Source organism: Arthrobacter sp. DMZ02-1R (genome assembly GCF_057747935.1).
Genome location: NZ_CM173230.1, coordinates 3523191 through 3549332 on the forward strand (window position 1 = coordinate 3523191; position 26142 = coordinate 3549332).

At 63.3% G+C, this 26142-nt stretch carries 23 protein-coding genes and 1 tRNA gene; 5 read left to right on the forward strand and 19 right to left on the reverse strand.

What is annotated here, in order from left to right:
* The first annotated feature begins 29 nt into the window (after nucleotides 1–29).
* Nucleotides 30–1268 carry an acetyl-CoA C-acetyltransferase gene (locus tag AC3ANQ_RS16800; protein ID WP_488302082.1) on the forward strand — a complete coding sequence of 413 codons (1239 nt, stop codon included), beginning with the start codon at nucleotides 30–32 and terminating at the stop codon, nucleotides 1266–1268.
* Nucleotides 1269–1304: 36 nt separating this feature from the next.
* Here the strand turns inward: AC3ANQ_RS16800 and AC3ANQ_RS16805 are convergent, their stop codons facing one another.
* Nucleotides 1305–2207 carry a Bax inhibitor-1/YccA family protein gene (locus AC3ANQ_RS16805; protein ID WP_488302083.1) on the reverse strand — a complete coding sequence of 301 codons (903 nt, stop codon included), beginning with the start codon at nucleotides 2205–2207 and terminating at the stop codon, nucleotides 1305–1307.
* 423 nt (nucleotides 2208–2630) lie between these two features.
* Between AC3ANQ_RS16805 and AC3ANQ_RS16810 the strand changes: the two genes are divergently transcribed.
* The 4 genes from AC3ANQ_RS16810 to AC3ANQ_RS16825 are packed head-to-tail and all read left to right on the forward strand — an operon-like array spanning nucleotide 2631 to nucleotide 6675.
* Nucleotides 2631–3905 (forward strand): branched-chain amino acid ABC transporter permease, encoded by a 1275-nt coding sequence (locus AC3ANQ_RS16810; RefSeq protein ID WP_488305357.1) that lies wholly within the window; start codon nucleotides 2631–2633, stop codon nucleotides 3903–3905.
* A 9-nt stretch (nucleotides 3906–3914) separates the two neighbouring features.
* Nucleotides 3915–4883, forward strand: a complete 969-nt coding sequence (locus AC3ANQ_RS16815; RefSeq protein ID WP_488302084.1) for a branched-chain amino acid ABC transporter permease — start codon at nucleotides 3915–3917, stop codon at nucleotides 4881–4883.
* Nucleotides 4880–5893, forward strand: a complete 1014-nt coding sequence (locus AC3ANQ_RS16820) for an ABC transporter ATP-binding protein (protein WP_488302085.1) — start codon at nucleotides 4880–4882, stop codon at nucleotides 5891–5893. Before AC3ANQ_RS16815 ends, AC3ANQ_RS16820 begins: the two co-directional genes overlap by 4 nt.
* On the forward strand, nucleotides 5890–6675 hold the full coding sequence (locus tag AC3ANQ_RS16825) for an ABC transporter ATP-binding protein (protein WP_488302086.1): 786 nt from the start codon (nucleotides 5890–5892) through the stop codon (nucleotides 6673–6675). Before AC3ANQ_RS16820 ends, AC3ANQ_RS16825 begins: the two co-directional genes overlap by 4 nt.
* A gap of 174 nt (nucleotides 6676–6849) precedes the next feature.
* On the opposite strand, the gene AC3ANQ_RS16830 is transcribed toward AC3ANQ_RS16825, so the two are convergent.
* From AC3ANQ_RS16830 to AC3ANQ_RS16915, 18 genes are all read right to left on the reverse strand, one after another.
* Entirely contained in the window at nucleotides 6850–8205 is a 1356-nt protein-coding gene (locus AC3ANQ_RS16830; RefSeq protein WP_488302087.1) for an ABC transporter substrate-binding protein, read from the reverse strand.
* Between the two features lie 223 nt (nucleotides 8206–8428).
* Nucleotides 8429–8502 (reverse strand) — tRNA-Leu (locus AC3ANQ_RS16835).
* A gap of 38 nt (nucleotides 8503–8540) precedes the next feature.
* On the reverse strand, nucleotides 8541–9485 hold the full coding sequence (locus tag AC3ANQ_RS16840; RefSeq protein WP_488302088.1) for an N-acetyltransferase: 945 nt from the start codon (nucleotides 9483–9485) through the stop codon (nucleotides 8541–8543).
* Between the two features lie 129 nt (nucleotides 9486–9614).
* Nucleotides 9615–11066 (reverse strand): NAD(P)/FAD-dependent oxidoreductase, encoded by a 1452-nt coding sequence (locus AC3ANQ_RS16845; protein WP_488302089.1) that lies wholly within the window; start codon nucleotides 11064–11066, stop codon nucleotides 9615–9617.
* Nucleotides 11067–11138: 72 nt separating this feature from the next.
* A complete protein-coding gene (locus AC3ANQ_RS16850) occupies nucleotides 11139–12518 on the reverse strand; it encodes a S8 family serine peptidase (RefSeq protein ID WP_488302090.1) in 1380 nt (459 codons plus the stop codon).
* On the reverse strand, nucleotides 12518–13465 hold the full coding sequence (locus AC3ANQ_RS16855) for a Ppx/GppA phosphatase family protein (protein ID WP_488302091.1): 948 nt from the start codon (nucleotides 13463–13465) through the stop codon (nucleotides 12518–12520). Before AC3ANQ_RS16855 ends, AC3ANQ_RS16850 begins: the two co-directional genes overlap by 1 nt.
* On the reverse strand, nucleotides 13462–14172 hold the full coding sequence (locus AC3ANQ_RS16860; protein WP_488302092.1) for a DUF501 domain-containing protein: 711 nt from the start codon (nucleotides 14170–14172) through the stop codon (nucleotides 13462–13464). The genes AC3ANQ_RS16855 and AC3ANQ_RS16860 overlap by 4 nt, the downstream gene beginning before the upstream one ends.
* 57 nt (nucleotides 14173–14229) lie before the next feature.
* On the reverse strand, nucleotides 14230–14868 hold the full coding sequence (locus AC3ANQ_RS16865; protein ID WP_488302093.1) for an FtsB family cell division protein: 639 nt from the start codon (nucleotides 14866–14868) through the stop codon (nucleotides 14230–14232).
* Between the two features lie 158 nt (nucleotides 14869–15026).
* Nucleotides 15027–16307: a phosphopyruvate hydratase gene (gene eno / locus AC3ANQ_RS16870; RefSeq protein ID WP_488302094.1), complete on the reverse strand. Its 1281-nt coding sequence runs from the start codon at nucleotides 16305–16307 to the stop codon at nucleotides 15027–15029.
* A 120-nt stretch (nucleotides 16308–16427) separates the two neighbouring features.
* The gene (locus tag AC3ANQ_RS16875; protein WP_488302095.1) at nucleotides 16428–17039 is read right to left on the reverse strand and encodes a MazG nucleotide pyrophosphohydrolase domain-containing protein; all 612 of its coding nucleotides are present in this window, start codon (nucleotides 17037–17039) and stop codon (nucleotides 16428–16430) included.
* Nucleotides 17040–17124: 85 nt separating this feature from the next.
* On the reverse strand, nucleotides 17125–18279 hold the full coding sequence (locus AC3ANQ_RS16880; RefSeq protein WP_488302096.1) for an adenosine deaminase: 1155 nt from the start codon (nucleotides 18277–18279) through the stop codon (nucleotides 17125–17127).
* A 29-nt stretch (nucleotides 18280–18308) separates the two neighbouring features.
* Nucleotides 18309–18998 (reverse strand): DedA family protein, encoded by a 690-nt coding sequence (locus tag AC3ANQ_RS16885; RefSeq protein ID WP_488305358.1) that lies wholly within the window; start codon nucleotides 18996–18998, stop codon nucleotides 18309–18311.
* A gap of 150 nt (nucleotides 18999–19148) precedes the next feature.
* On the reverse strand, nucleotides 19149–19808 hold the full coding sequence (locus AC3ANQ_RS16890) for a DedA family protein (RefSeq protein WP_488302097.1): 660 nt from the start codon (nucleotides 19806–19808) through the stop codon (nucleotides 19149–19151).
* 65 nt (nucleotides 19809–19873) lie between these two features.
* Complete coding sequence (locus tag AC3ANQ_RS16895) at nucleotides 19874–21184, reverse strand: thymidine phosphorylase (protein WP_488302098.1); 1311 nt, start codon at nucleotides 21182–21184, stop codon at nucleotides 19874–19876.
* On the reverse strand, nucleotides 21181–21594 hold the full coding sequence (locus AC3ANQ_RS16900) for a cytidine deaminase (protein WP_488302099.1): 414 nt from the start codon (nucleotides 21592–21594) through the stop codon (nucleotides 21181–21183). Before AC3ANQ_RS16900 ends, AC3ANQ_RS16895 begins: the two co-directional genes overlap by 4 nt.
* Before the next feature lie 2 nt (nucleotides 21595–21596).
* A complete protein-coding gene (locus AC3ANQ_RS16905; protein ID WP_488302100.1) occupies nucleotides 21597–23108 on the reverse strand; it encodes an ABC transporter permease in 1512 nt (503 codons plus the stop codon).
* Nucleotides 23105–24478, reverse strand: a complete 1374-nt coding sequence (locus tag AC3ANQ_RS16910) for an ABC transporter permease (protein ID WP_488302101.1) — start codon at nucleotides 24476–24478, stop codon at nucleotides 23105–23107. Before AC3ANQ_RS16910 ends, AC3ANQ_RS16905 begins: the two co-directional genes overlap by 4 nt.
* Complete coding sequence (locus AC3ANQ_RS16915; protein WP_488302102.1) at nucleotides 24471–26021, reverse strand: ABC transporter ATP-binding protein; 1551 nt, start codon at nucleotides 26019–26021, stop codon at nucleotides 24471–24473. The genes AC3ANQ_RS16910 and AC3ANQ_RS16915 overlap by 8 nt, the downstream gene beginning before the upstream one ends.
* Nucleotides 26022–26142: the final 121 nt, after the last annotated feature.

Genomic DNA, 26142 nt, shown 5'->3' on the forward strand with positions numbered 1-26142 from the left:
GGCTCGCGGCCCCGGCGTAAGCTGGGGACATGACTGAGGCTGTCATTGTTGCCACTGCCAGAAGCCCCATAGGACGAGCCTTCAAGGGGTCCCTGAAAGACGAACGTCCGGATGACCTCGCGGCGGCGATGGTGACTGCCGCGCTGGCAGAAATTCCCGCTTTCGATCCGGGAGCACTGGATGGCCGGGGCCTCGACGACCTTTACCTTGGCTGCGCCGAACCCAGCGGTGAGGCCGGTTCGAACTTGGCACGCGTGGTGACCGTCCTGGCCGGCCTGGACACCGTCCCCGCGTCCACGATCAACCGCTTCTGTGCCTCGAGCCTGCAGACTCTGCGGATGGCCTTCCACGCCATCAGCTCCGGTGAGGGCCACGCCTTTGTCTCCGCGGGGGTCGAATCCGTGTCCCGCTACCAGAACTGGGTTGGGGCCGGGGAAACGGACACCAGCCTGCATAACCCCCGGTTTGAAGGGGCGCGTGCCCGCACCGCAGCCCGGGCCGCGTCCAACACCCCATGGACGGATCCCCGCATGGGTGGACGGATGCCGGACGTCTACATCGCAATGGGACAGACCGCGGAAAACGTCGCCACAACCCACGGAATCAGCCGGGAGGAACAGGATCGGTGGGCGGTGCTGAGCCAGAACCGCGCAGAGGCGGCCATAGCCTCCGGCTTCTATGCCCGTGAGATCACGCCATACACCCGCAAAGACGGCTCCGTGGTGGACCGCGACGATTCACCCCGTGCCGGCGTCACCCTTGAGGCGGTCAGCGCGTTGGAGCCGGTCTTCCGCAAGGAAGGAACAGTAACGGCCGGCAACGCATGCCCGCTTAACGACGGCGCTGCCGCCGTCGTAGTCATGAGCGATTTCAGGGCCCGGGAGCTTGGCCTCGAACCGCTGGCGCGCATTGTCTCGACCGGAGTCAGTGCCCTTTCCCCGGAACTCATGGGCATGGGACCCGTGGAGTCCTCACGCCGGGCCCTGGCTTTGGCGGGGCTCAGCATGGCAGACATTGACCTCGTGGAACTCAACGAAGCCTTCGCCGTCCAGGTAGTGGCGAGCGCTCGCGAACTCGGCATCGATCCGGAGAAACTCAACGTGCATGGTGGCGCGATCGCCCTAGGGCACCCTTTTGGCATGACAGGTGCCCGAATGACCATCACTTTGCTCAACGGCCTCCGCGAACGGGACGGCACCTTGGGACTCGCAACCCTGTGTGTTGGCGGCGGCCAGGGCATGGCGGTGGTCTTCGAACGGCTGTCCTAGGTACCCCGGGTGTCCTAGGCCCCCGGGAGTGGGTGGTTAGTCGTCCCCGCGTAGGATCGCGAGCAGGCGGATGATCTCCACGTAAAGCCAAACGAGCGTGACGGTCAAGCCAAAGGCGGCAGTCCAGGAGTACCTCTGGGGAGCACCCTGCTGGACACCCTGCGCGATGCTCGTGAAGTCCATGACCAGCGAGAAAGCAGCCAGGCCAATCGCCAGGACTCCGATGAAGACGCCCAGCGGGATGCCGAAGATGTGCACGCTGGTGCCCAAGCCGAATGGCGAGTGGACAACGCCGGTCCACACCATGACCATGTTGATCACGGCGAAAACAAGGTAGCCGAGGGTGGCAACCATGAAGAAGCGCACCGCTTTGGGGGTGGCCCGCACCTTGCCGCTCTTGAAGAGAGCCAGCGTCACCCCGAACACGGCGAGCGTGCCGATGACGGCTTGCAGTCCGACTCCCGGGTACAAACCATCCAGGAGGCGCGTCAGGCCGCCGAGGAACAAGCCTTCAAGACCGGCGTAAGCGAGGATCAGTGCCGGAGATGGCTGCTTCTTGAAGGTGTTGACCATGGCCAGAACGAAGCCGCCCAACGCACCGACCACCATGAGGAGACTGGCCGTGCCAGGAGCCACGAACAAGGTGATGGCCGCGCCAAGCAACAGCACGGCGAGGCAGGCGGCAGTCTTGACGATGACGTCGTCGAAAGTCATGCGGCCGGTTTCGGCCGGACCGGCTGAAGGCTGGTTGTACATCTGCTGCAGCTGATCGCTGCTCATCTGCGGCTGGGCTGCCCAGGCGGGCTGGCCGTACTGGTTCTGGCCGTAGTGGGCCTGGCCGTACTGGTTCTGGCCGTGCGAATAGCTGGGAACAGGCGGTGCCTGCGTAGCTCCACGGAAATTCTTTCCGTTGAAGACCGGGTTGCCTCCGAGTGCCATGGTGGATGTCCTTCTTGGTAAGGGGGCGAAGTGATAGTTCACGCTACCAATTCCCACGCCTGGTCGGCAGCGAAAGTTCCACATGTTCGCAGACTCTTTAGTTACACCCGGGATCAACAAAGGTTTACGTTAGCTGGACTAACCGAATAGTTGCCTGCAGCTTCACAGTTGTTATCTGATCGCGACGTCCCGCGCCCTCTGGGGGGCATTTTTAAGGCTGGGTGAGCGGTAGCATAAGCGGATATGGGTGACGAATGTCACAAAGGCGGTGTCACTGCAGTGTGATGCTGCCGCGGAGCCCATGACCGTTCGCACCGGCCGCAATGGCGCAGCCGGGACCACCCCCAATGTGGAAGGTTTTCCATCTTGAGAAGCACATCCAGAGACCGGTCCAAGAGACCGTCCATGGGACTGCAGAAAGCCATGGGGGCGCTATTCGCCGTCCTCTTGGCGGCACTGCTCGCAGCCCCGGCGGCACAGGCAGACACCCCATCGCCGTCACCCGCCCCGGAACAGTTCCAGAACAGCATCAGCGGCTTCCTGCGTGACGATAACCGCGCCCCCATCCCCGGTGTCAAGATCACTGCAACCGGCAACGGCTTCGAGGGATCCGCGACATCAGGTGCCAACGGAGCTTGGAGCATCGGGGTCCCCGTGCAAGGGGCCTATGAGGTCAAACTGGACACCTCCACCCTGCCCAACGGCATCAAACTTGCCGAAGGCCAGGAGAATCCCCGCAAAGTCACCTTTAGCCAAACCTCCAACCTCTCGGTGATCTTCGCCTTTGGCAAGGGCATCGTGGTCACACAGCAGGACTTCGGCCAGAACCTGCTCAACCGCCTGGTTGCGGGCCTGAGCTTCGGGCTCCTGCTCGCGCTGGCCGCGGTCGGCCTGTCCTTGATCTTCGGCACCACCGGCCTGACGAACTTCGCACATGGCGAGATGGTCACGCTCGGAGCCGTGTTGGTCTTCACCTTCAATGCGATGAACCTGCCGTTCTGGCTGGCTATCGTCCTCGCATTGCTTGGCGGCGGACTCTTTGGCTACGTTCAAGACGCCGGACTCTGGCGCCCGCTGCGGCGCCGCGGAACCAGCCTGGTACCCATGATGATCGTGAGTATCGGCCTGGCCTTGGCGATCCGCTACGTCATCCAATTCTTTTTCGGCGGCGCCACGCAGCAGTTGCCCTACGCCCAGAGTACGGAAATCCAGATTGGACCAGTGTCCATCTCGCCCAACAACCTCTGGTCCCTGGTCATCAGCGCCGTGGTTATTGCCTTGATCGGCATCGTCCTGCTCAAGACAAGGCTCGGCAAGGCAACGCGCGCAGTGGCGGACAACCCCGCCCTGGCCGCAGCCTCCGGCATCGACGTCGACTCCGTCATTCGCATCGTGTGGATCGTCGGCGGCATGTTGGCAGCCCTCGGCGGCATCCTCTGGGCCTACTACCGGCCAGGTGTCACCTTCGACATGGGTTCGCAGATCCTGCTGCTAATCTTCGCCGGCGTGACCCTCGGCGGTCTTGGAACCGTCTTCGGCGCACTGATCGGTTCGATCGTCGTCGGAATCTTCGTAGAGCTGACTACGGTGTTCGGCCTCGCCGCCGACCTAAAATACGTCGGTGCCTTGTTCATCATGATTGTTGTCCTCTTGTTCCGGCCGCAGGGTATCCTCGGCCGGCGTGAGCGTGTGGGTTAGGAAACGGCCATGGACTTTGGATTTATTTTCTCCAGCGCTGCGGGCGAATTGATCAGCCCCACGACGGCGGCATACGCCCTTGCCGCGCTCGGCCTCGCCGTACACTTCGGGTACTCGGGCCTACTGAACTTCGGCCAGGCAGGATTCATGGCGGTCGGCGCGTACGGCTTCGCCATATCGACCCTGACCTTCAAGGTTCCGTTCTTTGTCGGTTTGCTCATCGCGGTCATCTGTTCGGTGGCATTTGCGTTCATCCTGGGTATTCCCACACTGCGGCTTCGCGCGGACTACCTCGCCATCGTGACTATCGCCTCCGCCGAAATCCTGCGGTACATCGTCACCACCAACCAGCTGACCGGCTTTACGGGATCGGCTAACGGCTTGGCGGCCTTCGAAGGCGATTTCTTTGTGATGAATCCGTTCCCGCCCGGCACATACCTGGGCATGAACAACCGCGACTTCTTCATCAGGGTTGTCGGATGGGGCTTGGTCGTCGTCTGCTGCATCTTGGTGTGGCTCCTCATGCGCAGCCCCTGGGGGCGCGTCCTGAAGGGAATCCGTGAGGACGAGAACGCCGTCCGTTCGCTCGGCAAGAACGTTTACTCCTACAAGATGCAGGCCCTGATGATCGGAGGCGTGCTTGGCGCCCTGTCAGGGATGATCTTCACTCTTCCACGAGGCGCGGTCCAGCCGTCCAACTACGGTACGGAGTTGACCTTCTTCCTTTGGACCTGCCTGCTCTTGGGCGGAATGGCCACGGTCCTCGGGCCCGTAATCGGCGCCATGATCTTCTGGGTGGTCTTGTCCCTGACCCAGAGCATCCTGTACGGCCTGATCGAGTCCGGAGCGGTGACATGGCTCACTACGGTCCAGGCCGGCCAGCTGCGCTACATCCTGGTGGGCGCGGCCCTCATGCTCCTGATGATCTTCCGCCCGCAGGGCGTCTTCGGCAACAAGAAGGAGCTCGCGTTCGCATGACTGAGCCTCGCGACAATTCGCATAACGTGAAAACAGAAGAAATCAACTACATGACCGATTCCCGGCCGATCGCCATCGGCGAGAACCTACCGGGCTGCAAGAAGAGGGACCCGATCGTGGTGGCGGAAAACGTCACCCGCAGCTTTGGGGGTATCAACGCCGTCGACGTCGAATACCTTGAGATCCCGCGGCACAAGATCACGGCACTCATCGGCCCCAACGGGGCCGGCAAAACCACCCTATTCAACCTGCTGACAGGCTTTGACACGCCTAATTCCGGTGAGTGGAAGTTCGAAGGAAACAATATCGCGGGAGTGTCTTCCTACAAGGTGGCCCGTATGGGCATGGTCCGCACTTTCCAACTGACAAAAGTCATGGGCAAGCTCACCGTCATGGAAAACATGCGGCTCGGTGCCGCCAACCAGCCAGGCGAGCGTCTCTCGAAAGCCCTGTTCAAAGGCATCTGGGGCGGCCGGGAAAAGGAAATCACGGCCCAGGCAGATGTCCTGCTGGAGAAGTTCAAGCTGGACGCCAAGAAGGACGACTATGCAGCCTCCCTCTCAGGTGGACAGCGCAAGCTCCTGGAGATGGCCCGTTCGCTCATGGTCCGGCCGAAGCTTGTGATGCTCGACGAACCCATGGCAGGCGTCAACCCGGCGCTGACCCAGTCCCTCCTTGACCACATCAAGAACCTGAAGGCCGAAGGCATGACCGTGCTCTTCGTGGAGCACGACATGAACATGGTCCGGCACATCGCCGACTGGGTGGTGGTGATGGCTGAAGGGCGGATAGTCGCCGAAGGTCCACCAGGTGAAGTCATGAAGAACCCGGCCGTGATCGATGCCTACCTGGGCGCCCACCACGACGTCGATCTCGGCAACGCCGAGGGCATCAAGGAACTCGAGGCCGAACTCGAGGCAGACGAAGAATCGATCGTGGGCACGGAAAATGCAGGCATTATCGCCCCCGAAGTCGTCGTCGCCCACCTGGAAAAGGAGGATGGCAGATGAGTGCAACCAGCGCAATGCCGGAAACGGGCAGCACACCGGCCGACGAGGCCGTGGTGAGCGTCACCAACCTGGTGGCCGGGTACCTGCCAGGCGTCAACATCCTCAACGGCTGCAGCATCGAAGCCCGCAAGGGTGAACTGATCGGCATCATTGGGCCCAACGGAGCAGGTAAGTCCACCCTCCTGAAGGCGATGTTCGGGCTGGTGAAGGTCCACTCCGGCTCGGTGGTGGTCCGCGGGCAGGACCTTACGGGGCTGAAGGCCAACAAGCTGGTGACGAAGGGAGTCGGTTTCGTCCCGCAGAACAACAACGTGTTTGCCACGCTTACCATCGAAGAGAACCTCCAGATGGGCATGTTCCAGAAGCCCAAGGCTTTTGCCGAGCGCTTCGATTTCGTGACCGAGCTTTTTCCAGAGCTGGGCAAGCGCCGCGCCCAGCGTGCGGGCTCTCTCTCCGGCGGAGAACGCCAGATGGTAGCCATGGGACGCGCCCTCATGATGGATCCGGCCGTCCTCTTGCTGGATGAGCCGTCCGCAGGCCTCTCCCCCGTCAAACAGGATGAGACTTTCCTGCGCGTGCACGAGATCAACCGGGCAGGTGTCTCGGTGATCATGGTGGAACAGAACGCCCGCCGCTGCCTCCAGATCTGCGATCGCGGCTACGTCCTGGACCAGGGCAAGGACGCGTACACCGGCACAGGCAGGGAGCTCATGAAGGACCCCAAAGTCATCCAGCTTTATCTCGGCACCTTGGCCGATACCGTGGAGGGCGAGGGACACTAAGCAAAAAGCCCGGCACTGCGTTGCCGGGCTTTTTGCTGCCCGCTTTGGCGCGCTCTCCAGCAGCCCGCTCTACCCGCTCCGGCAGCGAAGGGGCAAAGCAAAGGACCCCCGGAGGTTCTCCGGGGGTCCTGCTTACTTCGCTTCGTTATGGTTCAGTCTGGTCCAGCCTCCGGCTTAGAGCTTGCCGAATTCTTCGCGGATCGGCTTGTAGGTGTTGTCGTCGGAGTACTTGTAGATACCGATGTAGGCCTCGCTCGGATCACCGTTCTTGTCAAAGGTCACCGGACCGGACTTGCCGTCATAGTCGATGTCCTTGCCTTGGCGCAGTAGCGTCACGCAGCTCGGGAAGTCGAAGCATTTCTGGCCACCCTCGGACACATCCTGGAGATGACTAGCGATATCGGCGCCCTTCGTGCTCTTCGCTTCTTCGGTTGCCAGGGCGATCAGGTTGACAGCGTCCCAGGATTCACCAGCGTAGCTGTAGTCCTTCAGGCTCGGGTCGATGGCCAGGAGCTGCTTCTTGAAGTCATCCTTCGCGAAGGTGCCGGGGATGGTGCCCTGGGCTCCGGTCATCGTGCCTGGCTTGAAGTCCTTGCTGTAGTCGGAGGTGTTGCCGTCAACCATGAACAACTGCGTTGGCTTGACGCCCTTGCCTGTCAGCAGAGGAACGATGCTCTTGGCCTGGTCGAAGGAAATCAGGGCGATCGCGTCAGGCTTGGCTGCAATTACCTTGTCCACCTGGCTGCTGAACTGGGAGTCGCCTTCATTGAAGAGTTCCTCCGCAACAACCTTTCCACCGGCTGCTTCGAACGCTGACTTCACGTTCTTCTGCAGGCCTGTGCCATAGGCGTCGTTCAGGACGATCATGCCCAGGGTCTGGGCGCCGCAGGATGCCATGTAGTTTCCGAGGACCTTGCCCTGCAGGACGTCAGAGGGGGCGGTGCGCCAGTAGAGGCCCTTGTCGTCCCAGGTACTGAAGTCCGGCGAGGTGTTTGCCGGGGAGAACTGGATGACGCCGGCGCCCGTGATCTGGTTGATGACGGTCTTGGAAACGCCCGAAGACGCTGCACCGACGATAGCGCTGACTCCCTGGCCGAGGAGGGCCGTGGTCGATTGGGTAGCGATATCCGTCTTCGTGTCACCGGAATCACGGTGGATCACCTCGACCGGGTGGCCGAGGACCCCGCCTGCGTCATTGATCTGCTTGATGGCAAGGTTCACGCCCGCGATTTCGGGCGGGCCGAGGAAGGCCAGCGAGCCGGTCGTAGGCAGAAGCGAACCGATCTTCAAAGGCGCGGCGGAAGTGGTGGTCGAGGGAGGCACGGGACCGGTAGTTGTTGCAGTCTGGCTTGCGCCAGCACCTGCTCCCGCGCTGGGTGCGGGACAAGAGACGCCTGCAGGCGCGGCGGAACTGCTTCCAGTGGAGCTTGGGGTGGATGATCCACCACAGGCCGTGGCTAGAAGAGCGACGCCGATGCCAAGCGCGGTGAGCTTGGCCGCACGGGGTGCCGCTTGGGAAAGATCAAACATGGATTGTCTCCTCGATCGAGAGGTGCGATCTGCCATTGATGCGATTGATCAGGTGTTCCTGAATAAGACTCAAACTAATGCAATTGGACCGTGAACATAAGTGATTCAGGTCACAGCCCTATAACACTCGTTGCATGGGGGAAATCTTATGGTCAGCTGGGAGTTTCCCTGGACGTTTGCGTCAAGTCCAAGGCCATCCGCGCCGTGGCAAGGAATGCTAGCGTGCCCCAGCCGGGACTCGAACCCGGACTGAGCGGATTTTAAGTCCGCTGCCTCTGCCGATTGGGCTACTGGGGCGCCCGGATAATGGTAACCCAGCCCGCGGCCGGGCAGCGTCAAAGGCCAAGAGTCCGGCGCCCGTGGGGCGCTTCGAAAGGCGCGGCATAGCGGAAGGTGCCGCTGACGCCGTCGGGCCATGTCTTAAGAGGCAACAACTGGAAATGGTCTCCCCACGCGGGGTCGGGCGCCGTCACACCCAGTTGGCTGGCCGGAAGGTATCCGAAGCGCGGATAGAAATCAGCGCTGCCCAACAAGGCGATGCCCGGTTCGCCCGCGTCCTCGGCCCGTCGGGCGGTCTCCCTCAAGAGCGCAGATCCGATGCCGCGCCGCTGCAGGTGCGGCTGGACGCTGATGGGGCCGAGTCCCAAAAGTTCGAGATTTCCGAGCCAGGCGCGGGTGCTGATGATGTGCCCCACGATCTCCCCGCCGATCTCGGCCACGATGCTGAACTCCGGAAGATACTCGTCGCAGTCGAACAGTTCGCGCAACAGCTTCACTTCCGCCGGGATTCCTTCGACCGGCAGGCCCGTGACCGGGCTGATCGAGAACGCGCTGGCCGTCAGGTCCAGCACTCCCTCGCGGTCCGCTGGCATCTCCGTCCGCAGCACCAGCCCCTGTGCCAGCCGCAGCAGCACCTCCATGGCGTGCCCGCGGCCGGGGGATGGAACCAGCAGGTGGTCGTGATGGAACCCGGCCAGGACATTGCAGCTGATACCGGCTGCGGTGAGGGCGGAACTGACGGCCGCTGTCAGGCCCACCGCTTCCAGCGCGGAGTGAATCTGAAGGGTGATCCACGCGGCCTCGAAATCATAGGACAGTCCGAGACGCTCGGCTTCTTCGCGGCGCAGCACCACGGTGAGGCCCTCCGCTTCGCGGACAGCGGCTTCGATGTTGCCCTCAAGCGGTTTGCCATGCGGCCACAACGCGTACACATAGTCACCATCGCGAACCACGGGGTGCATGGATGTCAGAAGGGTTGTCAGATCGCTCTCGCCAGCCATGCAGACAAGTCTAGGACGCGCGGTCCCAGACAGAACCGGCCCCGTCGTCGCGGAGGCCTGGCCTTAACGACGACGGCGGCCGCCTCCGGGTAGGAGACGGCCGCCGTCGTCAGGACTGCTTCGGTATCGCTACTTGGCGTCGGCCGTAACCGGGGCCTTGGCCTCGGCGGGCTCAGCAGCCGGAGCGGGAGCCGGTGCAGCAGCCGGCTTGGGGGCCGGGGTAGCTGCGGACACGAACGCGCCGCGCGGGTTGTCGAGGTCCATCAGCTGGGTGGTGTCGCGTCCCATGATCATGCCCAGGAGCCAGTTGAAGATCACACGGACCTTGCGCTCACCGGTGGGGATGGCCAAGCCGTGGTAGCCGCGGTGGGCCAGCCAGGCGAGACCGCCCTTGAGGCCGATCCGGCCCAGGAGGTTGATGTTGGCAACCCCCTTCCATTCGCCGAAGCCAGCAACCGCACCGAGGTTCTTGTGCTTGTAGTCGCCCATGGGCTTGTCCCAGCGGGAGGCCCACAGGTTCTTGGCGAGGCGCTTGGCCTGGCGGAGTGCGTGCTGGGCGTTCGGAACGCAGGTACCGTCCGGCAGGCCACTGCCAGTGAGGTCCGGGACGGCGGCGATGTCGCCGGCGGCCCAGGCGTTGTCGATGATGCCTTCGTCGCCCGCGATGCGGAGGTCCGGCAGAACACGGACTCGTCCGCGGGGCTCCAGCGGGAAGTCGGTGGAGCGGATCATCGGGTTGGCCTGCACGCCTGCCGTCCACACGAGGGTGTCGGCTTCGAATTCCTGGGCGGGGGTCTTGTCCGGCAGGTTGATGAGCTTCAGGCTACCCTCGGCGTTGTCGAGGGAGGTGTTGAGCAGGACCTCGATGCCGCGGCTGCGCAGGTGTTCAACTACCCATTCGGCCTGGGCAGCGGTGACCTCGGGCATGATGCGGCCCATGGCTTCGACGAGAACGAAGCGGATTTCTTCCTGGCGGATGCGGGAGTTGTTCTTGACGGCGGCGCGGGCGAGGTCTTCCATCTCGGTGATGCACTCGATGCCGGCGAAGCCGCCACCCACAACCACGAAGGTCAGGGCCTTGGCGCGCTCAGCAGGGTCCGTCATGGTGGAGGCGACCTCGATGCGCTCGAGGACCTTGTTGCGCAGGGCTACTGCTTCTTCGATGGTCTTCAGGCCGATGCCTTCATCGGCGAGGCCCTTGATCGGGAAGGTGCGGGTGATGGCGCCGGCGGCAACCACGACGTCGAAGTAAGGAATCTCGAAAGGCGCGCCACCGTCAGCCGGAGCAACAACTGCGGTGCGGTTCTGGTGGTCGATGCTGGTGACGCGGCCCTGGATGAGTTCCGTCTGCTTGAGGTGCTGGCGGTGGGAGACGACGGCGTGGCGTGCCTCGATGTTGCCGCCGGCCACTTCGGGAAGGAAGGGCTGGTAAGTCATGTAGGGAAGCGGATCAACGACGGTGACGATTCCGCCGGCATTCGCGATCTTCTTCTGCAGCTTGAGTGCTACGTACAGGCCGACGTATCCGCCGCCGACAACGAGAACACGGGGACGGTCAATGAGCTCAGGGGTGGTTGCCATGAGAATAGAGTACAGCACCTTGTGAAAATCTTCACTAACTATTTCCCGGCGCCGCCACACCGGCGCCACGGACTATTTCGGCGTACTCGGATCCACGACGTCTGCCGCGCCAGTGGCTGGTTCTTCGAGCAGTTCCGGAGTGCTCCGGTAGGCGCGCCTCAATTGGACCGAGGCACCCGCGACGATGGCCACGAAGAGCGATCCGAAGCCGATGACCACCGCAGCGGGAACGGCTGTGTCCGCCTGGGAGGGCGCCTTCGCCACGGGAACCGTCGGATCCGCCAAGGTGGCTGCGGGGCTGCTGGGCTTGGACACCGGCTCTGGTGTGGGGCTACTGAGGTCCCCGCGTCGATGGACCCGGATCCAGTCCACGATGGAACCCACCGGATTGCTCTTGGCCTCGGGCACATCGGCTTTCAATGCCGCTTCGGCGTTGAGAATGCCGTAGCCATAGATGGGGTCCTTGCCAGGCGCTCCGGCGTCCTCTGCCGTGGACACAATCCGGTTGATGACCTGCTTGGCGCTCATATCCGGCCATTTCGAACGGATCAGGGCCGCGACACCGGAGACCAGGGGCGCGGAGCCGGAGGTTCCGGCCCAGTCTTCATAGCTCCCCCCGGGCAGGCCGCCCACCAGCTTTTCCGCGGGCGCCGAGACGCCGATGCTGATCCCCTGCGAAGAAGCATCGACGCTGGCAGTGCGGTTCCGGTCAAGGCCTGCCACGGTCAATACGCCGGGAATCGTGGCCGGCGCGCCCACCTGGACATTCCCGCCAATGCGGTTGCCCGCCGCGGCCACGATCACCACGTCCTTCTGTTCGGCATAGAGGAACGCCGCATCCCAACTCTGGGGCCAATCCGGCGAGGTGCTCCCGAGGGAAATGTTGATGACTTTGGCACCGTTGTCTACGGCCCATCGCACAGCCTGCGGAATCTGCTCCTGGTCCGTCTTTCCGGCAGGGTTCGGCGAACCGAGCCAAGCGGAGACAGACAGGATCTCGGCCTCGGGGGCGACGCCGACGATTCCGTCCGGGCCAACGGATCCGGAGGAGGGCGTGGACGACGGAGACGCCGACGGGCTGGCTGAAGCGTGTCCGCGGCCAGCCAGGAGCGTAGAGACGAGGGTCCCGTGCTCGGGTTTGGCGCCGATGCTCTTCTGCCCGTTTGGATCGCCCGAACCGGAAACGTCAGTTCCGCCGACCACGGCTCCCTTGAGATCGGGGTGTTGCCCATCTACCCCGCTGTCTATGATGGCGACTTTCACGCCCGCGCCCTTGGATACCTGCCAGGCGGCGGAGATGCCGTATTCGTTGAGCCAGTATTCCTTGTCCCGCCAGGAGTCTGCGAACGCCGCGGGCGCAGTCAGCAGGGCCCCTGCCAGGCTTCCCCCGGCCAACATGGCGGCCAGCGCGGCCGATGCGGTTCGGCGGCGCCAACGGTGCGGCAACGTCATCAGCGAATACTCAGCGCGATGCCGTCGAGGATGTCATGCTCGCTGGAGGTGGCCACGCTGATGGATCCATTCCCGAGTTCAGCCAGGCGCTGGAGTATGCGGCGCCATACGAGTGCTCCGGCTCCGATGACGTCGACGCGCCCAGGGTGCATGTAGGGCAGCCTGGCGCGCTCTTCGCGGCTCATTTCGAGCAGGCTCGTTGCGGCGTCGCTGATGGTCTCCAGATCCAGGCTGGCGCCGTGGATCAGTGCGGGATCGTACTCACTCAGGCCCAGTGCATGTGCCGTGATGGTGGTGATGGAACCCGCAACGCCCACGACGGCGGTGGCCCGGCCCAGCGGGACCGTGCGGCCGGCGAGGTCAATGGCTGCGTCGACGTCGGCTTCCGCGGCGGCGATCTGCTCCGGCGTAGGGGGGTCGTTGCGGAGGTGGCGTTCGGTCAGCCGCACGCAGCCGATATCAACGGATTTGGCCGCGATGACGCCGTCGGAGTCTCCAAGGACGAACTCGGTGCTTCCACCCCCGAGGTCCACCACGAGCAGCGGATCCTTGCCACGCGAAGGAAGCACGCTGCTTGCCCCGGCGAAGGACAGGGCGGCTTCTTCATCGCCTGAGATGACCTCGGGTTCGACCCCCAGCAGGTCCCGGATGCCGTCAACGAAGACGTCCCGGTTGCGCGCGTCGCGGCTGGCGGACGTCGCCACGAAACGGACACTCCCGGCCCCGTGATGGCGGATCAGTTCGGCGTAATCGCCCGTTGCCGCAAAGGTGCGTTCGAGCGCCTCCGGGGCAAGTTCGCCGGTGGCGTCCACTCCTTGGCCGAGGCGAACCACGCGCATCTCGCGGACAATGTCGCGCAGCGGAGACCCCGCATCGGCACCGCTGGAGTCCGCGATGAGGAGGCGAATCGAATTAGTGCCACAATCGATGGCGGCTACGCGGCTCATGCGTCGTGCTCCCCTGCAAACGGCTCGCCCGAAAATGCATCGGCGGTCTTGGAGTTGCGGACAGGCGCGGGACGGCCCACGATGCCCGGAAGCCCCTGCGGGCCGTGGCGGCTCAGGTCCTTGGACGGGGCCTCCCCCGCGCTGTCCCAAGCGCCTTCGCAGTAGCAACGGTCCGCGGTCCACCATTCGCTGATCGCTTCAATGGCCTCGTCGCCGAGCGGATTGACTCCGGGCCCGGCCGCCAGGGAGTGGCCAACCAAGACGTGGAGGCATTTGACGCGCGTGGGCATTCCGCCGGCCGAGACCCCCGCGATCTCCGGGACCGGTCCCGTCCCGGCACGTCCGGCGATTTCGTCACGCGCGCGAAGATAGGCCTCGTGGGCGCCCCGGTAGGCCGTTGCCAAAGGCTCGTCTGCCGTGAGCCGTTCATTCATTTCATTCATGAGCCCGCCCGCTTCCAGCCGCGACACTGCGGCGGTAACGACGGGGTGCGTCAGGTAGAACGTCGTGGGAAACGGTGTGCCATTGCTCAAACGCGGAGCAGTTGCCGCGACCAACGGATTGCCGCACACGCAGCGCGCGGGGATTTCGACGACGTCGCGGACAGGCCGCCCGAGCTGGCGGCTGAGTATTTCCAGATCGTGAGCTGATGGCTTGCGGGACTCCTGCGATGCAGGTGCCGAGTTGTCTTCCACTGGCGCTGCCATCCTTCCTGCCCTGTTTTGGCCGTGCCTATCAGGGCACGACGGCGGCGGGCACCGCGTCTAGTCTGTTGCCGAGCGTCTGATGGATTCCCACAGCCCATCCACCCACGGCAGATTGGCGGGGCTTCCGGAAGCTCCTGAGCCGGTGCGTCCGCCCGGTGTGCCGGCGGGAACTCCGCCGCCAAACACCCAGTAGCCTGCTTCACCCGGCATAACCATGTTAATGCGGTCGCGGGCCTGTTGTTTCACGTAGTTGGGGTCCTGCCAGCGGGTGATCTGCTTCTTGAGGCCTGCTTGCTCGGCCTGCTTGCTCGCGATGTCGGCCTCCAGGGCGGAGATTTCCGCCTTTTTCTCCAGGAAAATCTTGACCGTGGGCGCAAGCATGATGGTGATCGCAACCATCACCACGGCGAGTGCAAGCATGCGCCCTGAGAAGGCCTTTGCGGGCACGGGGCCGGTCGCTTTGTCCTTGCCGGGGTCTGCCTTTGAGGCAGACTTGGGCTTGCTTTGGGCGCCGCTTTCGGGTCCGGCAGTGGACGCCGTCTTGGACCCAGCGTGAGCCGGGGCCTCCTGCTGGGCAAGCGTTGCCTTACGGGACTCGCCGAAGTCGGCACGGATGATATGGCCGCCGTCGGGGTTCTTTTGGGGGGACCGCCCCAGTGCGTCGGCTCGGGGGACCTTGGGACGGCGGGTGGCCATGACACTCCTGTAATGCCTGGTGCTTGCCTGGCGGGTTGCTGCGCTTTGTGTGCCTCATGGAGCCTACGGTCTTGCCGAAGTGCTCTCACATTTCGTTAAACAGAACCGGTGGCTACGGTCTTTCCACCATAGCCACCGGTCAGCTGTTTCAACGGATACTAGCCCTTGAAACGCGGGAAAGCGCTGCGGCCGGCGTAGCGTGCGGCGTCATCGAGTTCTTCTTCGATGCGCAGCAGCTGGTTGTACTTCGCGACGCGCTCGGAGCGGGCCGGGGCACCGGTCTTGATCTGGCCGGCGTTGGTGGCAACGGCGATGTCAGCAATGGTGGTGTCCTCGGTTTCGCCGGAGCGGTGCGAGGTGATGGTGGTGTAGCCGGAACGCTGGGCCAGGGAAACGGCGTCCAAGGTTTCGGTCAGGGAGCCGATCTGGTTGACCTTGACGAGGAGCGAGTTCGCGGTGGCGGCGTCGATGCCCTGCTGCAGGCGGACAGGGTTGGTCACGAAGAGGTCGTCGCCAACCAGCTGGACCTTGTCACCGATGGAGTCGGTGAGGGTCTTCCAGCCTTCCCAGTCGTTCTCGTCCAGCGGGTCCTCAATGGAGACCAGCGGGTAGTCTGCAACGAGCTCGGCGTAGTAAGCGCTCATCTCGGTGGCCGAGAGGGCCTTGCCTTCGAACTGGTAGGCACCATCCTTGTAGAACTCGGAGGAGGCGACGTCCAGCGCGAGGGCGATGTCCTTGCCCGGGGTGTAGCCGGCGTTCTTGATGGCTTCCTGGATCAGGTCCAGTGCCGCGCGGTTGGACGGGAGGTTCGGCGCGAAGCCGCCTTCGTCACCGAGGCCGGTGGAGAGGCCCTTGGCCTGCAGGACGGACTTGAGGTTGTGGTAGACCTCAACGCCCCAGCGCAGGCCTTCGGAGAAGGTCTCGGCACCGATCGGGACGATCATGAATTCCTGGATGTCGACGTCGGAGTCGGCGTGGGAGCCACCGTTGAGGATGTTCATCAGCGGGACGGGAAGGACGTGGGCGTTCGGGCCGCCCAGGTACTTGTACAGGGGCAGGTCTGCGGACGCGGCGGCGGCGTTGGCCACGGCGAGGGAAACACCAAGGATGGCGTTGGCGCCGAGCTTGCCCTTGTTCGGGGTGCCGTCGAGGTCGATCATGGCCTGGTCGATGCTGCGCTGGTCCGTCGCGTCGAAGCCAATGAGGGCCGGGGCGATTTCGTCGATGACCGCGTCAACGGCCTTCTGGACGCCCTTGCCGAGGTAACGGCCCTTGTCGCCGTCGCGCAGTTCAACGGCTTCGTGCTCGCCGGTGGAAGCACCGGAGGGAACTGCCGCGCGGCCGATCTGGCCATCGGAAAGCAGAACTTCAACTTCTACTGTCGGGTTTCCGCGGGAATCAAGGATCTCGCGGGCGTGGATGGCATCGATAAGCGCCATGGACTGCTCCTTATGGTGAAGCGATTTACTGGGAATCTAGAGGGAAATTCTCGACGTCCTCGTCGCCACTAGCCTAGTCGAGAGCGGCCAACGTTACGGAACGGCGTCGGACCACTCACGTTATGTGGCTTCGCCGTCGCGTCCTTGGTAGCGGCGGACAGCGGCACGCAAGGCCCGTTCGGCGTCGAATCCCTTTTCTTTTGAGCCCGCGACGACGCCAAGCAGGAAGTCTCCAAGTGCGGCTTCGGAGTCGGGAACCTCCGTTGCCGCAACCGGGCGGCCAGCGCGTTCCGGACCGCCTGAGCGCGCCGCGCGCTCGGCACGGTCAAGGGACTTCTGCGCCAAGGCGAGGGCAGGGAGGTGGGGCGGAATGCCTTCGAAGGGATCCGAGCGTTCGGGCTTCTCGGCCTTCTTCACGGCATCCCACTTTTCGACGATTTCCTCCACGGTGGCCGGGAAGGATTCCTGCAGGGACCCGTCCGGCTTGAAGACGTGCGGGTTGCGCCGCACCATCTTCTCCGTAATGGCGCGGGCGACGTCGTCGAACGTGAACTGTCCCTGCTCCTCAGCGAGCCGGGCGTGGAGCACCACTTGAAGCAGCACATCACCCAGCTCGCCGCGAAGTTCGTCGGAAGTATCGGAACCGGAGGCCCCTGCCTCGATCGAGTCGACCACCTCATACGCTTCCTCGATCAAGTACTCGACCAGGGATTCGTGGGTCAGCGCACCCATCCAGGGACAGTGCTCGCGCAAAGAACCGATCCTTTGCACGAGCACCGCTATGGGACTTCCGGAGGCCGCGCCTGCAGGAGTTTGCTCAGGCAAGGTTGGCGTAGGCGTCGTTGATGTACTCCACCAACGCTTCTTTTTCGTCCAAGGGCAGGAACGACGACTCGGCAGCGTTGAGGGTCAGTTCCAGGAGGTCGTCGAGATCGTAGTCAAAGGTCTCCACGAGAAGCTCGAACTCGTCGGTGAGCGTGACGCCGCTCATGAGCCGGTTGTCAGTGTTGATGGTGACGTTGAAGCCCAGCTGGTAGAGCATGTCCAACGGGTGGTTCTCGATGCCTTCGCCGAAGTTCGCGATCGCTCCGGTCTGCAGGTTGGACGAGGGGCAGATTTCCAGCGCGATTCCGCGGTCGCGGACCCAGCCGGCCACCTCACCCAAGGTGACCATGCCAACGGTGTCCTCGGCGTCGTCGTCGGCTTCTTCGCCCTCGGCATCTTCGTATTCAACGGTGATGTCCTCGGCGATGCGCACGCCGTGGCCCAACCGCAGGGCACGGCCGTCCACCAGCGCGGACTGGATGCTCTCCAGGCCTGCTGCTTCGCCGGCGTGCACGGTAGCCGGGAAGTTGTGTTCTGCGAGGTAGGTGAAAGCGTCCTTGAATCGGGAAGGCAGGAAGCCATCCTCGGCTCCGGCGATGTCGAAACCGACCGCGCCGTTGTACCGGTGGCGGACGGCGAGCTCGGCGATCTCCTGGCCGCGGTCCGCGTGGCGCATCGCCGTGATGAGCTGGCCCACCTGGATCTGGCGGCCGGACTCCTCTACTGCATCCACGCCGGCGTCGAGCCCTTCCTGGACGGCGTCCACAACCTCGTCCAAGGTGAGGCCCTTCTGCAGGTGCTGCTCAGGTGCCCAGCGGATCTCGCCGTAGACAACACCGTCGTCCGCCAGGTCCTCCACGAACTCCTTGGCGACGCGCGCCAGGCCTTCCTTGGTCTGCATGACGGCTATCGTGTGGTCAAAGGTTTCGAGATAGCGGACCAAGGAACCGGAATCTGCGGACTCACGGAACCACTGGCTAAGAGCTACGGGATCCGTGGAAGGCAGGGTGTGGCCGACGGCCTCCGCCAGCTCGATGATGGTGGCCGGGCGCAGTCCCCCGTCCAAATGGTCGTGAAGGGAAACCTTCGGGAGGCTCTTCAGATCGAAGTCAAGGGCAGGGGCGGCATCAACAATAGGCTCAGTCACGTGTCCAACTCTAGGGGGACGGAAGGAGCTTAGCCAGCAGGGTTTGAGCGCTCGACGCCGGCAGTCGCCTTGACTGCGGTGCCTGCATCTGCCGCGGCTGCTTCCGCGGAAGCTGCTTCCTTCGTCTCAGCATCTTTCTTCTCAAGGTGCTTGTGCCACCAACGGAGGGTGTGGTCCACAATGACGCCGAGCACCACTGCGAATGCTACGGCAATCCCCACGCCGAGGAGCGGGTTGTTGTGCACCCAGTGGCCTGCCAGCGATCCAATCCCGATCGAATAACCTACCCAGGTGAAGCAGGCGAACGCATCCAGCCAGAAGAAGGTCTTGTGGCGGAACCCGGTTTGTCCAGCGACGTAGTTCACTGCCACGCGACCCCACGGAATATACCGTGCGGTGAAGATGAGCACGGCGCCGCGTTTATCCAGCTCGTAGTGTGCCCAGGCGAACATCTTCTTGACCTTCGGCTTGCGCATCCATTTCCAGCGGTCCAAGCCGATCTTGCGGCCAAGCATGTAGGCCGTGTTGTCGCCGGCCATGGCCCCGACCAGCGCCGTGGCGCCGAGGAGCCACAGGTTGGGCTCGCCGCGGTGCATTGCAAGGGCTGAGAGTCCTACAATCGCGGTCTCACTTGGAAGGATCGTGGCAAAGCCGTCGATGAAAAAGAAAACCAGGAGCACCGGGTAGATCCACGGTTGCCCGGCGGCGTGCTCGAGCATGTGGTTCATGAATTCCACGCAGGCATTGCTCCTCAAGGAAAGTCACGCGGTTGCGTGACACAGATCGCTATCCAGTGTCCCACGGCCGGACGATCGTTCGCTACGCCCCGGCCGGAGTAGAACACAACTTAACGCTAGCTTGAAACTTGGCTAGGTGACGGCTTCCTCTTCGGCCTCCCCCGCATCTTCGACCGCTTCGACCTCTTCTGGAGAGGGCGTGGAGCCACGAACTGTGCTGATGACCCGGTCCACGATGATTCCGAGGATGACTGCCGCGACGATCGCGATGATCGCTCCGAGCAGGTGGTTGTGTTCGAACCACTGCCCGAAGAACAGACCGATCGCCACCGAGTAGCTGGCCCACAGAACGGCAGACATGGCTGTAAGCGCCACAAACACGCCGTGCGAGAAGCGCGTGGCACCAGCGGTGAGGTTGACCGCCACACGGCCGATGGGGATGAATCGGGCCACCATGATCAGCGACGCGGCCCGGCGTCGAAGTTCCCGTCCAGCCCAACGGAACGCGCCCTGCATCCTTTGGGAACGCATCCACCGCCATCGGCGAACACCTATTTTGCGGCCGATCAAGTAGGCGATGTTGTCGCCAGAGAAAGCCCCGAGCGCGCCCACCAGAATCAGCAACCACGCGTTGGGCACTCCGGCCGTCGCGGAGACGGCAGCCAGTCCAACCACTACCGACTCGCTGGGAATGGGTGGGAGGAAACCATCGATCACGCAGCAGGCAAAGACCAGAAGCAGGACCCAGGGCTGCCCTGCGGCGGCGAGGATGAAGTCGTTGATTGCCTGCACGGTCTTCCTAACGAATGGCCGTAAGGATTGTCTCCCGGGCATCCGAAAATGCCCGGGAGACCAGCCTAGGAGATCCGGTCGATGATGAGCCGCTGTGCCGGCCGTGAGCCTTCCGGCGCGATGAGCACGGCCCCTTCCAAGGCTTCCTTGGCTCTTTCGAACTTTTCCGGGGTGTCGGTCAGGAGGGTCATCAGCGGCTCCCCCGCCCGCACCAAGGCTCCCGGCTTGGCATGCATGCGCACGCCTGCACCGGCTTGGACAATGTCTTCCTTCCGGGCCCGGCCAGCACCGAGCCGCCACGCAGCCACGCCCACGGACAGTGCGTCCAGTTCCACCAAGACGCCATCGGCCGGGGCAGGGATGATCTCGGATTCCTTGGCCACGGGCAGCACCGCACGCGGATCGCCGCCCTGCGCTTCGATCATGCGGTTCCAGACGTCCATTGCCCGGCCGTCCTTGAGCGCGGCCGCGGGGTCGGCGTCGCGCACGCCAGCACAGGCGAGCATCTCCTCGGCCAGCCTGATGGTCAGCTCGACGACGTCCTCCGGACCGCCACCGGCAAGCACCTCCACCGATTCCTCCACTTCGATGGCATTTCCCGCCGTCAAGCCCAGCGGAGTGCTCATGTTTGTCAGGAGGGCCACCGTGTTCACGCCGGCGTCCTTGCCCAGCGCCACCATGGTTTCGGCCAGCTCACGGGCGCGTGCCTCGTCCTTCATGAAAGCCCCCGAGCCCACCTTCACGTCAAGCACCAGGGAACCCGTGCCCTCGGCGATCTTCTTGCTCATGATGGACGAGGCAATCAGCGGGATGGCTTCCACGGTGCCCGTAACGTCCCGGAGCGCGTAGAGCTTCTTGTCTGCCGGCGCCAGTCCCGTGCCGGCAGCGCAAATGACCGCCCCGACGTCCTGCAGTTGGGCCAGGATTTCCTCGTTGCTCAGATCCGCACGCCACCCGGGAATTGCTTCCAGCTTGTCCAAGGTGCCGCCGGTGTGGCCCAGCCCCCTGCCCGAAAGCTGGGGAACCGCCACTCCGAAGACCGCCACCAACGGCGCCAGCGGAAGAGTGATCTTGTCCCCGACTCCCCCGGTGGAATGCTTGTCGGTGGTGGCCTTCATGCCGCCGTCGGGACGCCGAAGGCTGGAGAAGTCCATTCGCTCGCCCGAGGCGATCATCGCCGCGGTCCAGCGCGAGATCTCGTCGCGGTCCATCCCGTTGAGCAGAATTGCCATATTCAGGGCGGCCATCTGCTCGTCGGCGATGACGCCCCGGGTGTAGGCATCGATGGTCCAGTCGATCTGTTCGGGGCTCAGGGTGCCCTTGTCCCGCTTGATGCTGATGATCTGAACGGCATCAAACGCTTCAGTCTGTGTCACCGGTTCTCCTCGAGGTTGTCAGGACCGAAGGCATCGGGCAGCACTTGGTCCATGGTCTTGATGCCTTGTGTTGTCATGAGCTGCATGCCGGGTGCACGGAATTCATACAGCAATTGCCTGCATCGGCCGCACGGCATGAGGACGTTCCCCTTCGCATCGACGCAATAGAACGCCTGCAATCTGCCGCCGCCACCCATGTGGAGGTCACCCACCAGGGCACACTCAGCACACAAGGTGAGGCCATAGCTGGCGTTCTCGACGTTGCAGCCGCTGACAATCCGCCCGTCCACGGTGAGGGCGGCCGCCCCCACCGGGAACTTCGAGTACGGAGCGTAGGCCTTACCCATGGCAGCGACCGCAGCAGCCTCCAGGGCCGCCCAGTCCACGCCTCCGGTATCCGTGACTGCCACGGTCAACCCTTCACGTACGGTATGCCGCTTGCCGCCGGAGGCCGGGACCTGCCTACCAATCCAGCGACGGCGAAGACCGTCAAGGCATAGGGCAGCATGGCCATGAACTGGCTCGGCACGGGCGATCCGATGATGGTGATGACGCTCTGGAGGTTGTCCGCGAAGCCGAACAGCAACGCGGCCAGGAACGCGCCGATCGGGTTCCACCGCCCGAAGATCAACGCCGCCAGCGCGATGTACCCGCGGCCTCCGGACATATCCTTGCTGAAAGCGTCCACGGATACCAGCGTGAAGAAGGAGCCGCCAATGCCTGCGATCGCGCCGCCCATCAGCACGTTCCAGAAACGGGTCCGGTTGACATTGATGCCGACGGTGTCGGCGGCTTGAGGGTGCTCGCCGACGGCCCTCACACGGAGGCCCCACTTCGTGTGGAACAGGCCGAGGTAGACCACGATCACGGCGATGTACATCAAATAGCCCACGAGGGACTGGTGGAACAGGATGGGACCAATGATGGGGATATCGGACAGGAAGGGGATATCCACCGGCGGCAGGCGGCCGGGCTTGTTGAGGCCTTCCGGGTCGGCCGTCAGCAGCGTCGAGAACAGGAAGCTCGTCAGTCCACTGATGAGGACGTTGAGCACGACGCCCACGATGATCTGGTTGACGAGGTACTTGATGCTGACCACGGCCAGAACAAGGGAAACCAGCGCCCCTGCCACCGCCGCGGCGACCAGCCCGGCGTAGACGTTGTGCGTCACCGTGGCCACAACGGCCGCGGAAAACGCACCCAAAAGAAGCTGTCCTTCAATTGCGATGTTGACCACGCCCACGCGTTCGCACAGGACCCCGGAAAGGGAACCGAACACCAGCGGCACGGCCAAGGTCACGGATCCGGCGATCAGGCCGGCGAGGGAGATGGACGGCTCGGCGTCATTTCCGTGGGCAACGATCCAGACCATGAAGCCGATCAGGAAAAGGGCGGCGAAGGTACCTCCCACCCACCGGGGAATGGGCCGCTTTGCTTGCGTGAGGTACACCGTGTAACCCGCCAGGCCCAGCAAAACGACCGCGCAGATCCAGCCTATGGCCGCGGAAGGAACCGTGATCCGGACAACCTTCGCGACTCCGAGCGCGGCGAGGCCGAGGACCACCACAGCGGCGACAGTGGCCGCGGGCAGCCAGCCAGGCACCTGGCCTGAACCCGACGCGAGGCCTGAACGACGGCGGACGAACCATAGGTATCCGAGCCAGGCTGAAAGCAGAAGGGCCAGGACCAGCGTGACCCACGCAGCTACATTGGAGGCCGCTTCATTGGCTGCCTCGGCGATGCCGAAACCTGCCGACTTCGAATTGGACATGAATCCGAACAGCACGGTTCCCAGGATTGCGAGCAGGGACAGTCCGATTCCGGCCTTCCAGCTCACCAGTTCGCTGACACCCGGTTTTCCGGAGCGCGCAGGGGCGTCGCCGGCGGGCGTGCCACTGCCGGATGTTGTTGTTGTGGTGCTCATGCTGTTGCCGCTCCGCTCTCAATTTTTCCGGAGGGGACCGTTCCGGAGCCAGGGCCGCCCGGGGCCTTCTTCTTTTTCCGGGGATTCAGCCCGAAGATCGCACGCACCAATGGCGGCGCCGCAATGAACAGGACGATCAGCGACTGGATGACCAAAACGATATCGATCGGGGTCTGCGTCTGTGCTTGCATTGCGACCCCTCCAGCCCTGAACGCACCGAACAGGAGACCGGCGAAGAAGGTTCCCCACGGCGTCGAACGGCCCAACAGGGCAACGGTGATGGCGTCGAACCCGATGGAAGCCGCGACGCCTCCCGAGAGGTATTTCTCCGTCCCTGATACCTGCGCGATGCCAGCCAGGCCCGCAAGCGCACCGGCAATCGCCATGACCAGGATCACGGCCCGTGGAACATTGATCCCGGCGGTGCGCGCGGCACTCTGGTTGGCGCCGACGGCCCGGAATTCGAAGCCAAGGGTAGAGCGGTTCAGGAGCCACCAGACGAAGACCGTTGCCAGCACGGCCAGGAGGAAGCCTGCGTGGAGCCTGAACTGCGGACCGAGCAACTCCGGAAAGAGCGCCGACTGGTCCAGGAAGGGCGAGATCGGGTTGGTCGAGCCCTTGCGCTGGAAAGCCGGCGTGGTCAGGAGGAAAAGGAGCAGGAAGTTGGCGATGTAGTTCAGCATGATGGTCACGATGACCTCATGAGCGCCGGTCCTCGCCTTGAGGAGACCGACGACGGCGCCCCACACCGCGCCGCCGACAAGTCCGGCAACGATGACCACCAGCAGGTGGACCAGGAACGGCAAGTGCCACGTGAAGCCGACGTAGGCGCCGAACAGCGCACCAAAGATGATTTGACCTTGCGCGCCGATGTTGAACAGTCCCGCACGGAACGCCAATGCCACGCCAAGTCCGGCGCAAATCAACGGTGTGGACACCGTCAGTGTTTCTGTAATCGGGTACAGCTGGGCTGCGGCGTCGGCCCCGGCCCAGTTGAACAGCGAGCCCTGGACTAGCGCCACGTAAGGCCTGAACACCTCGGTGAGCATGTCCCCCGGCTGCGCGAAGAAATATCCTGCCGTTTCGGCCACTTTGGGGTTGGTCACGGCCATGAGGATTCCGCCGAGCACAATCGCGAGCAGCACTGACAGCACTGACACCATGGCGTTTCCGGTCACGATCTGCCGGAAGACCGAACCACCGGCGGCGTGCGGGATCCGTCCGCCCTGGCTGGTAGCCGGAACCGCTGACGGGGCCATCGCACCGTCAGCGGTGTCCAGTGCGACATCCAGGACGACCTCGTCATTCACTGTTTCCGGGCGCTCTGGCTCGACCTCGTTTTCCTGTCGAGGGGTGTTGGACTCAGACATGTGTTCCTCCCTCGAGGGTTTTGTGCGCAGTCAGTTCTGCCTCGTGTTCCGGAACGCCTGCCATCATCAAGCCCAACACATCGCGGGAGGTACCTGCTGGGACAATCCCCACGAGCCTTCCGCGGTAGAGAACGGCGATCCTGTCAGCGAGCTCAAGCACTTCATCGAGCTCTGTGGAGACGATCATCACCGGAGTTCCGTTGTCCCGTTCGGCAATGACCCGTTTGTGCACGAATTCGATGGAGCCGACGTCGAGCCCCCGGGTGGGCTGCGATGCAATAAAGAGCCTCAATGGCCTGGACAGCTCCCTTGCCAGCACCACCTTTTGCTGGTTTCCGCCGGAGAGCGTACCCACGGCCACGTCGATCGACGGCGTGCGCACATCGAACTCCTCGACCTTTTTCTCCGCATGGGCAGCAATCAAGGCCGGTTTCATGCCAATGCCCTGGGCGAAAGGCGGCTTGTCGTACAGGTCCAGGATCATGTTCTCGGAAATGGAGAACGTCCCCACCAGACCGTCGATCTTTCGGTCCTCGGGGACGAACCCGACGCCGGCGGAAAGGACTTGCTTGACGCTCTTGCCGAGCAGTTCGACGTCGTCGAGGATGATGGATCCGGTGACATGGGGCTGGACGCCTAGGATGGCCTCGGTGAGCTCGGTCTGGCCGTTGCCTTGGACTCCGGCGATGGCAAGCACTTCACCCTTGGCGATGTCGAAACTCAGCCCGTCCACGACGTGCTGGCCATTGTGGTCAACAACGGTGAGGTCCCGGACCTTGAAGGTCGCCTCACCCGGTTGGGCAGGCTTCTTTTCCAAGGTCAGGCTGACTGCCCGGCCCACCATCGCCGAGGCGAGTTCCGTTGGGGACGCCGAGGGGTCAGCCGAGCCCACCACTTTCCCCCGTCGGATCACTGTGATGATGTCCGAAATTTCCTTGACCTCACGCAGTTTGTGCGAAATGAAAACAATAGATTTTCCAGCAGCCTTGAGCTGCCGAATGATATCCAGGAGCTCGTCTGTTTCCTGCGGAGTGAGAACGGCAGTCGGTTCATCCAGAATCAGGACTTCGGCGTCGCGCACGAGCGCCTTGATGATTTCGACCCGTTGCTGCACTCCCACGGGAAGGTCTTCCACGAGGGCATCGGGGTCGACGTGGAAACCATATTGCTTGGAAATCTCGGAAATCTTGCGCCGGGTTTCATCCAAGTTCAGGAAACCGGCCGCCTTTGTGGCTTCGTTTCCCAATGCGACATTTTCGGCCACCGTGAAGACCGGAATCAACATGAAGTGCTGGTGGACCATGCCGATTCCTGCCGCCATGGCGTCGCCGGGACCCTTGAAGACCACAGGCTTGCCGTCGACCAGGATTTCACCGTCACTGGGGTCGTAAAGTCCGTAAAGGACATTCATCAGGGTGGATTTACCGGCACCGTTTTCCCCCAAAAGGCAATGGACTTGGCCGGGTTCAACCACGAGGTCGATGTGGTCATTGGCTACGAGGGATCCGAAGCGCTTCGTGATCCCTTTCAGTTCGAGTTTCAAAACTCCAACCCATCTATAAAGGATGGCTCCTCGTCATCACCGTGCTCCCAGCATAGTGCTCGGCAAAGGAGTGTCGAAGAGCAAAATTGAAGGCAACGCAGAACGCGCTGCCCTTCTGCCA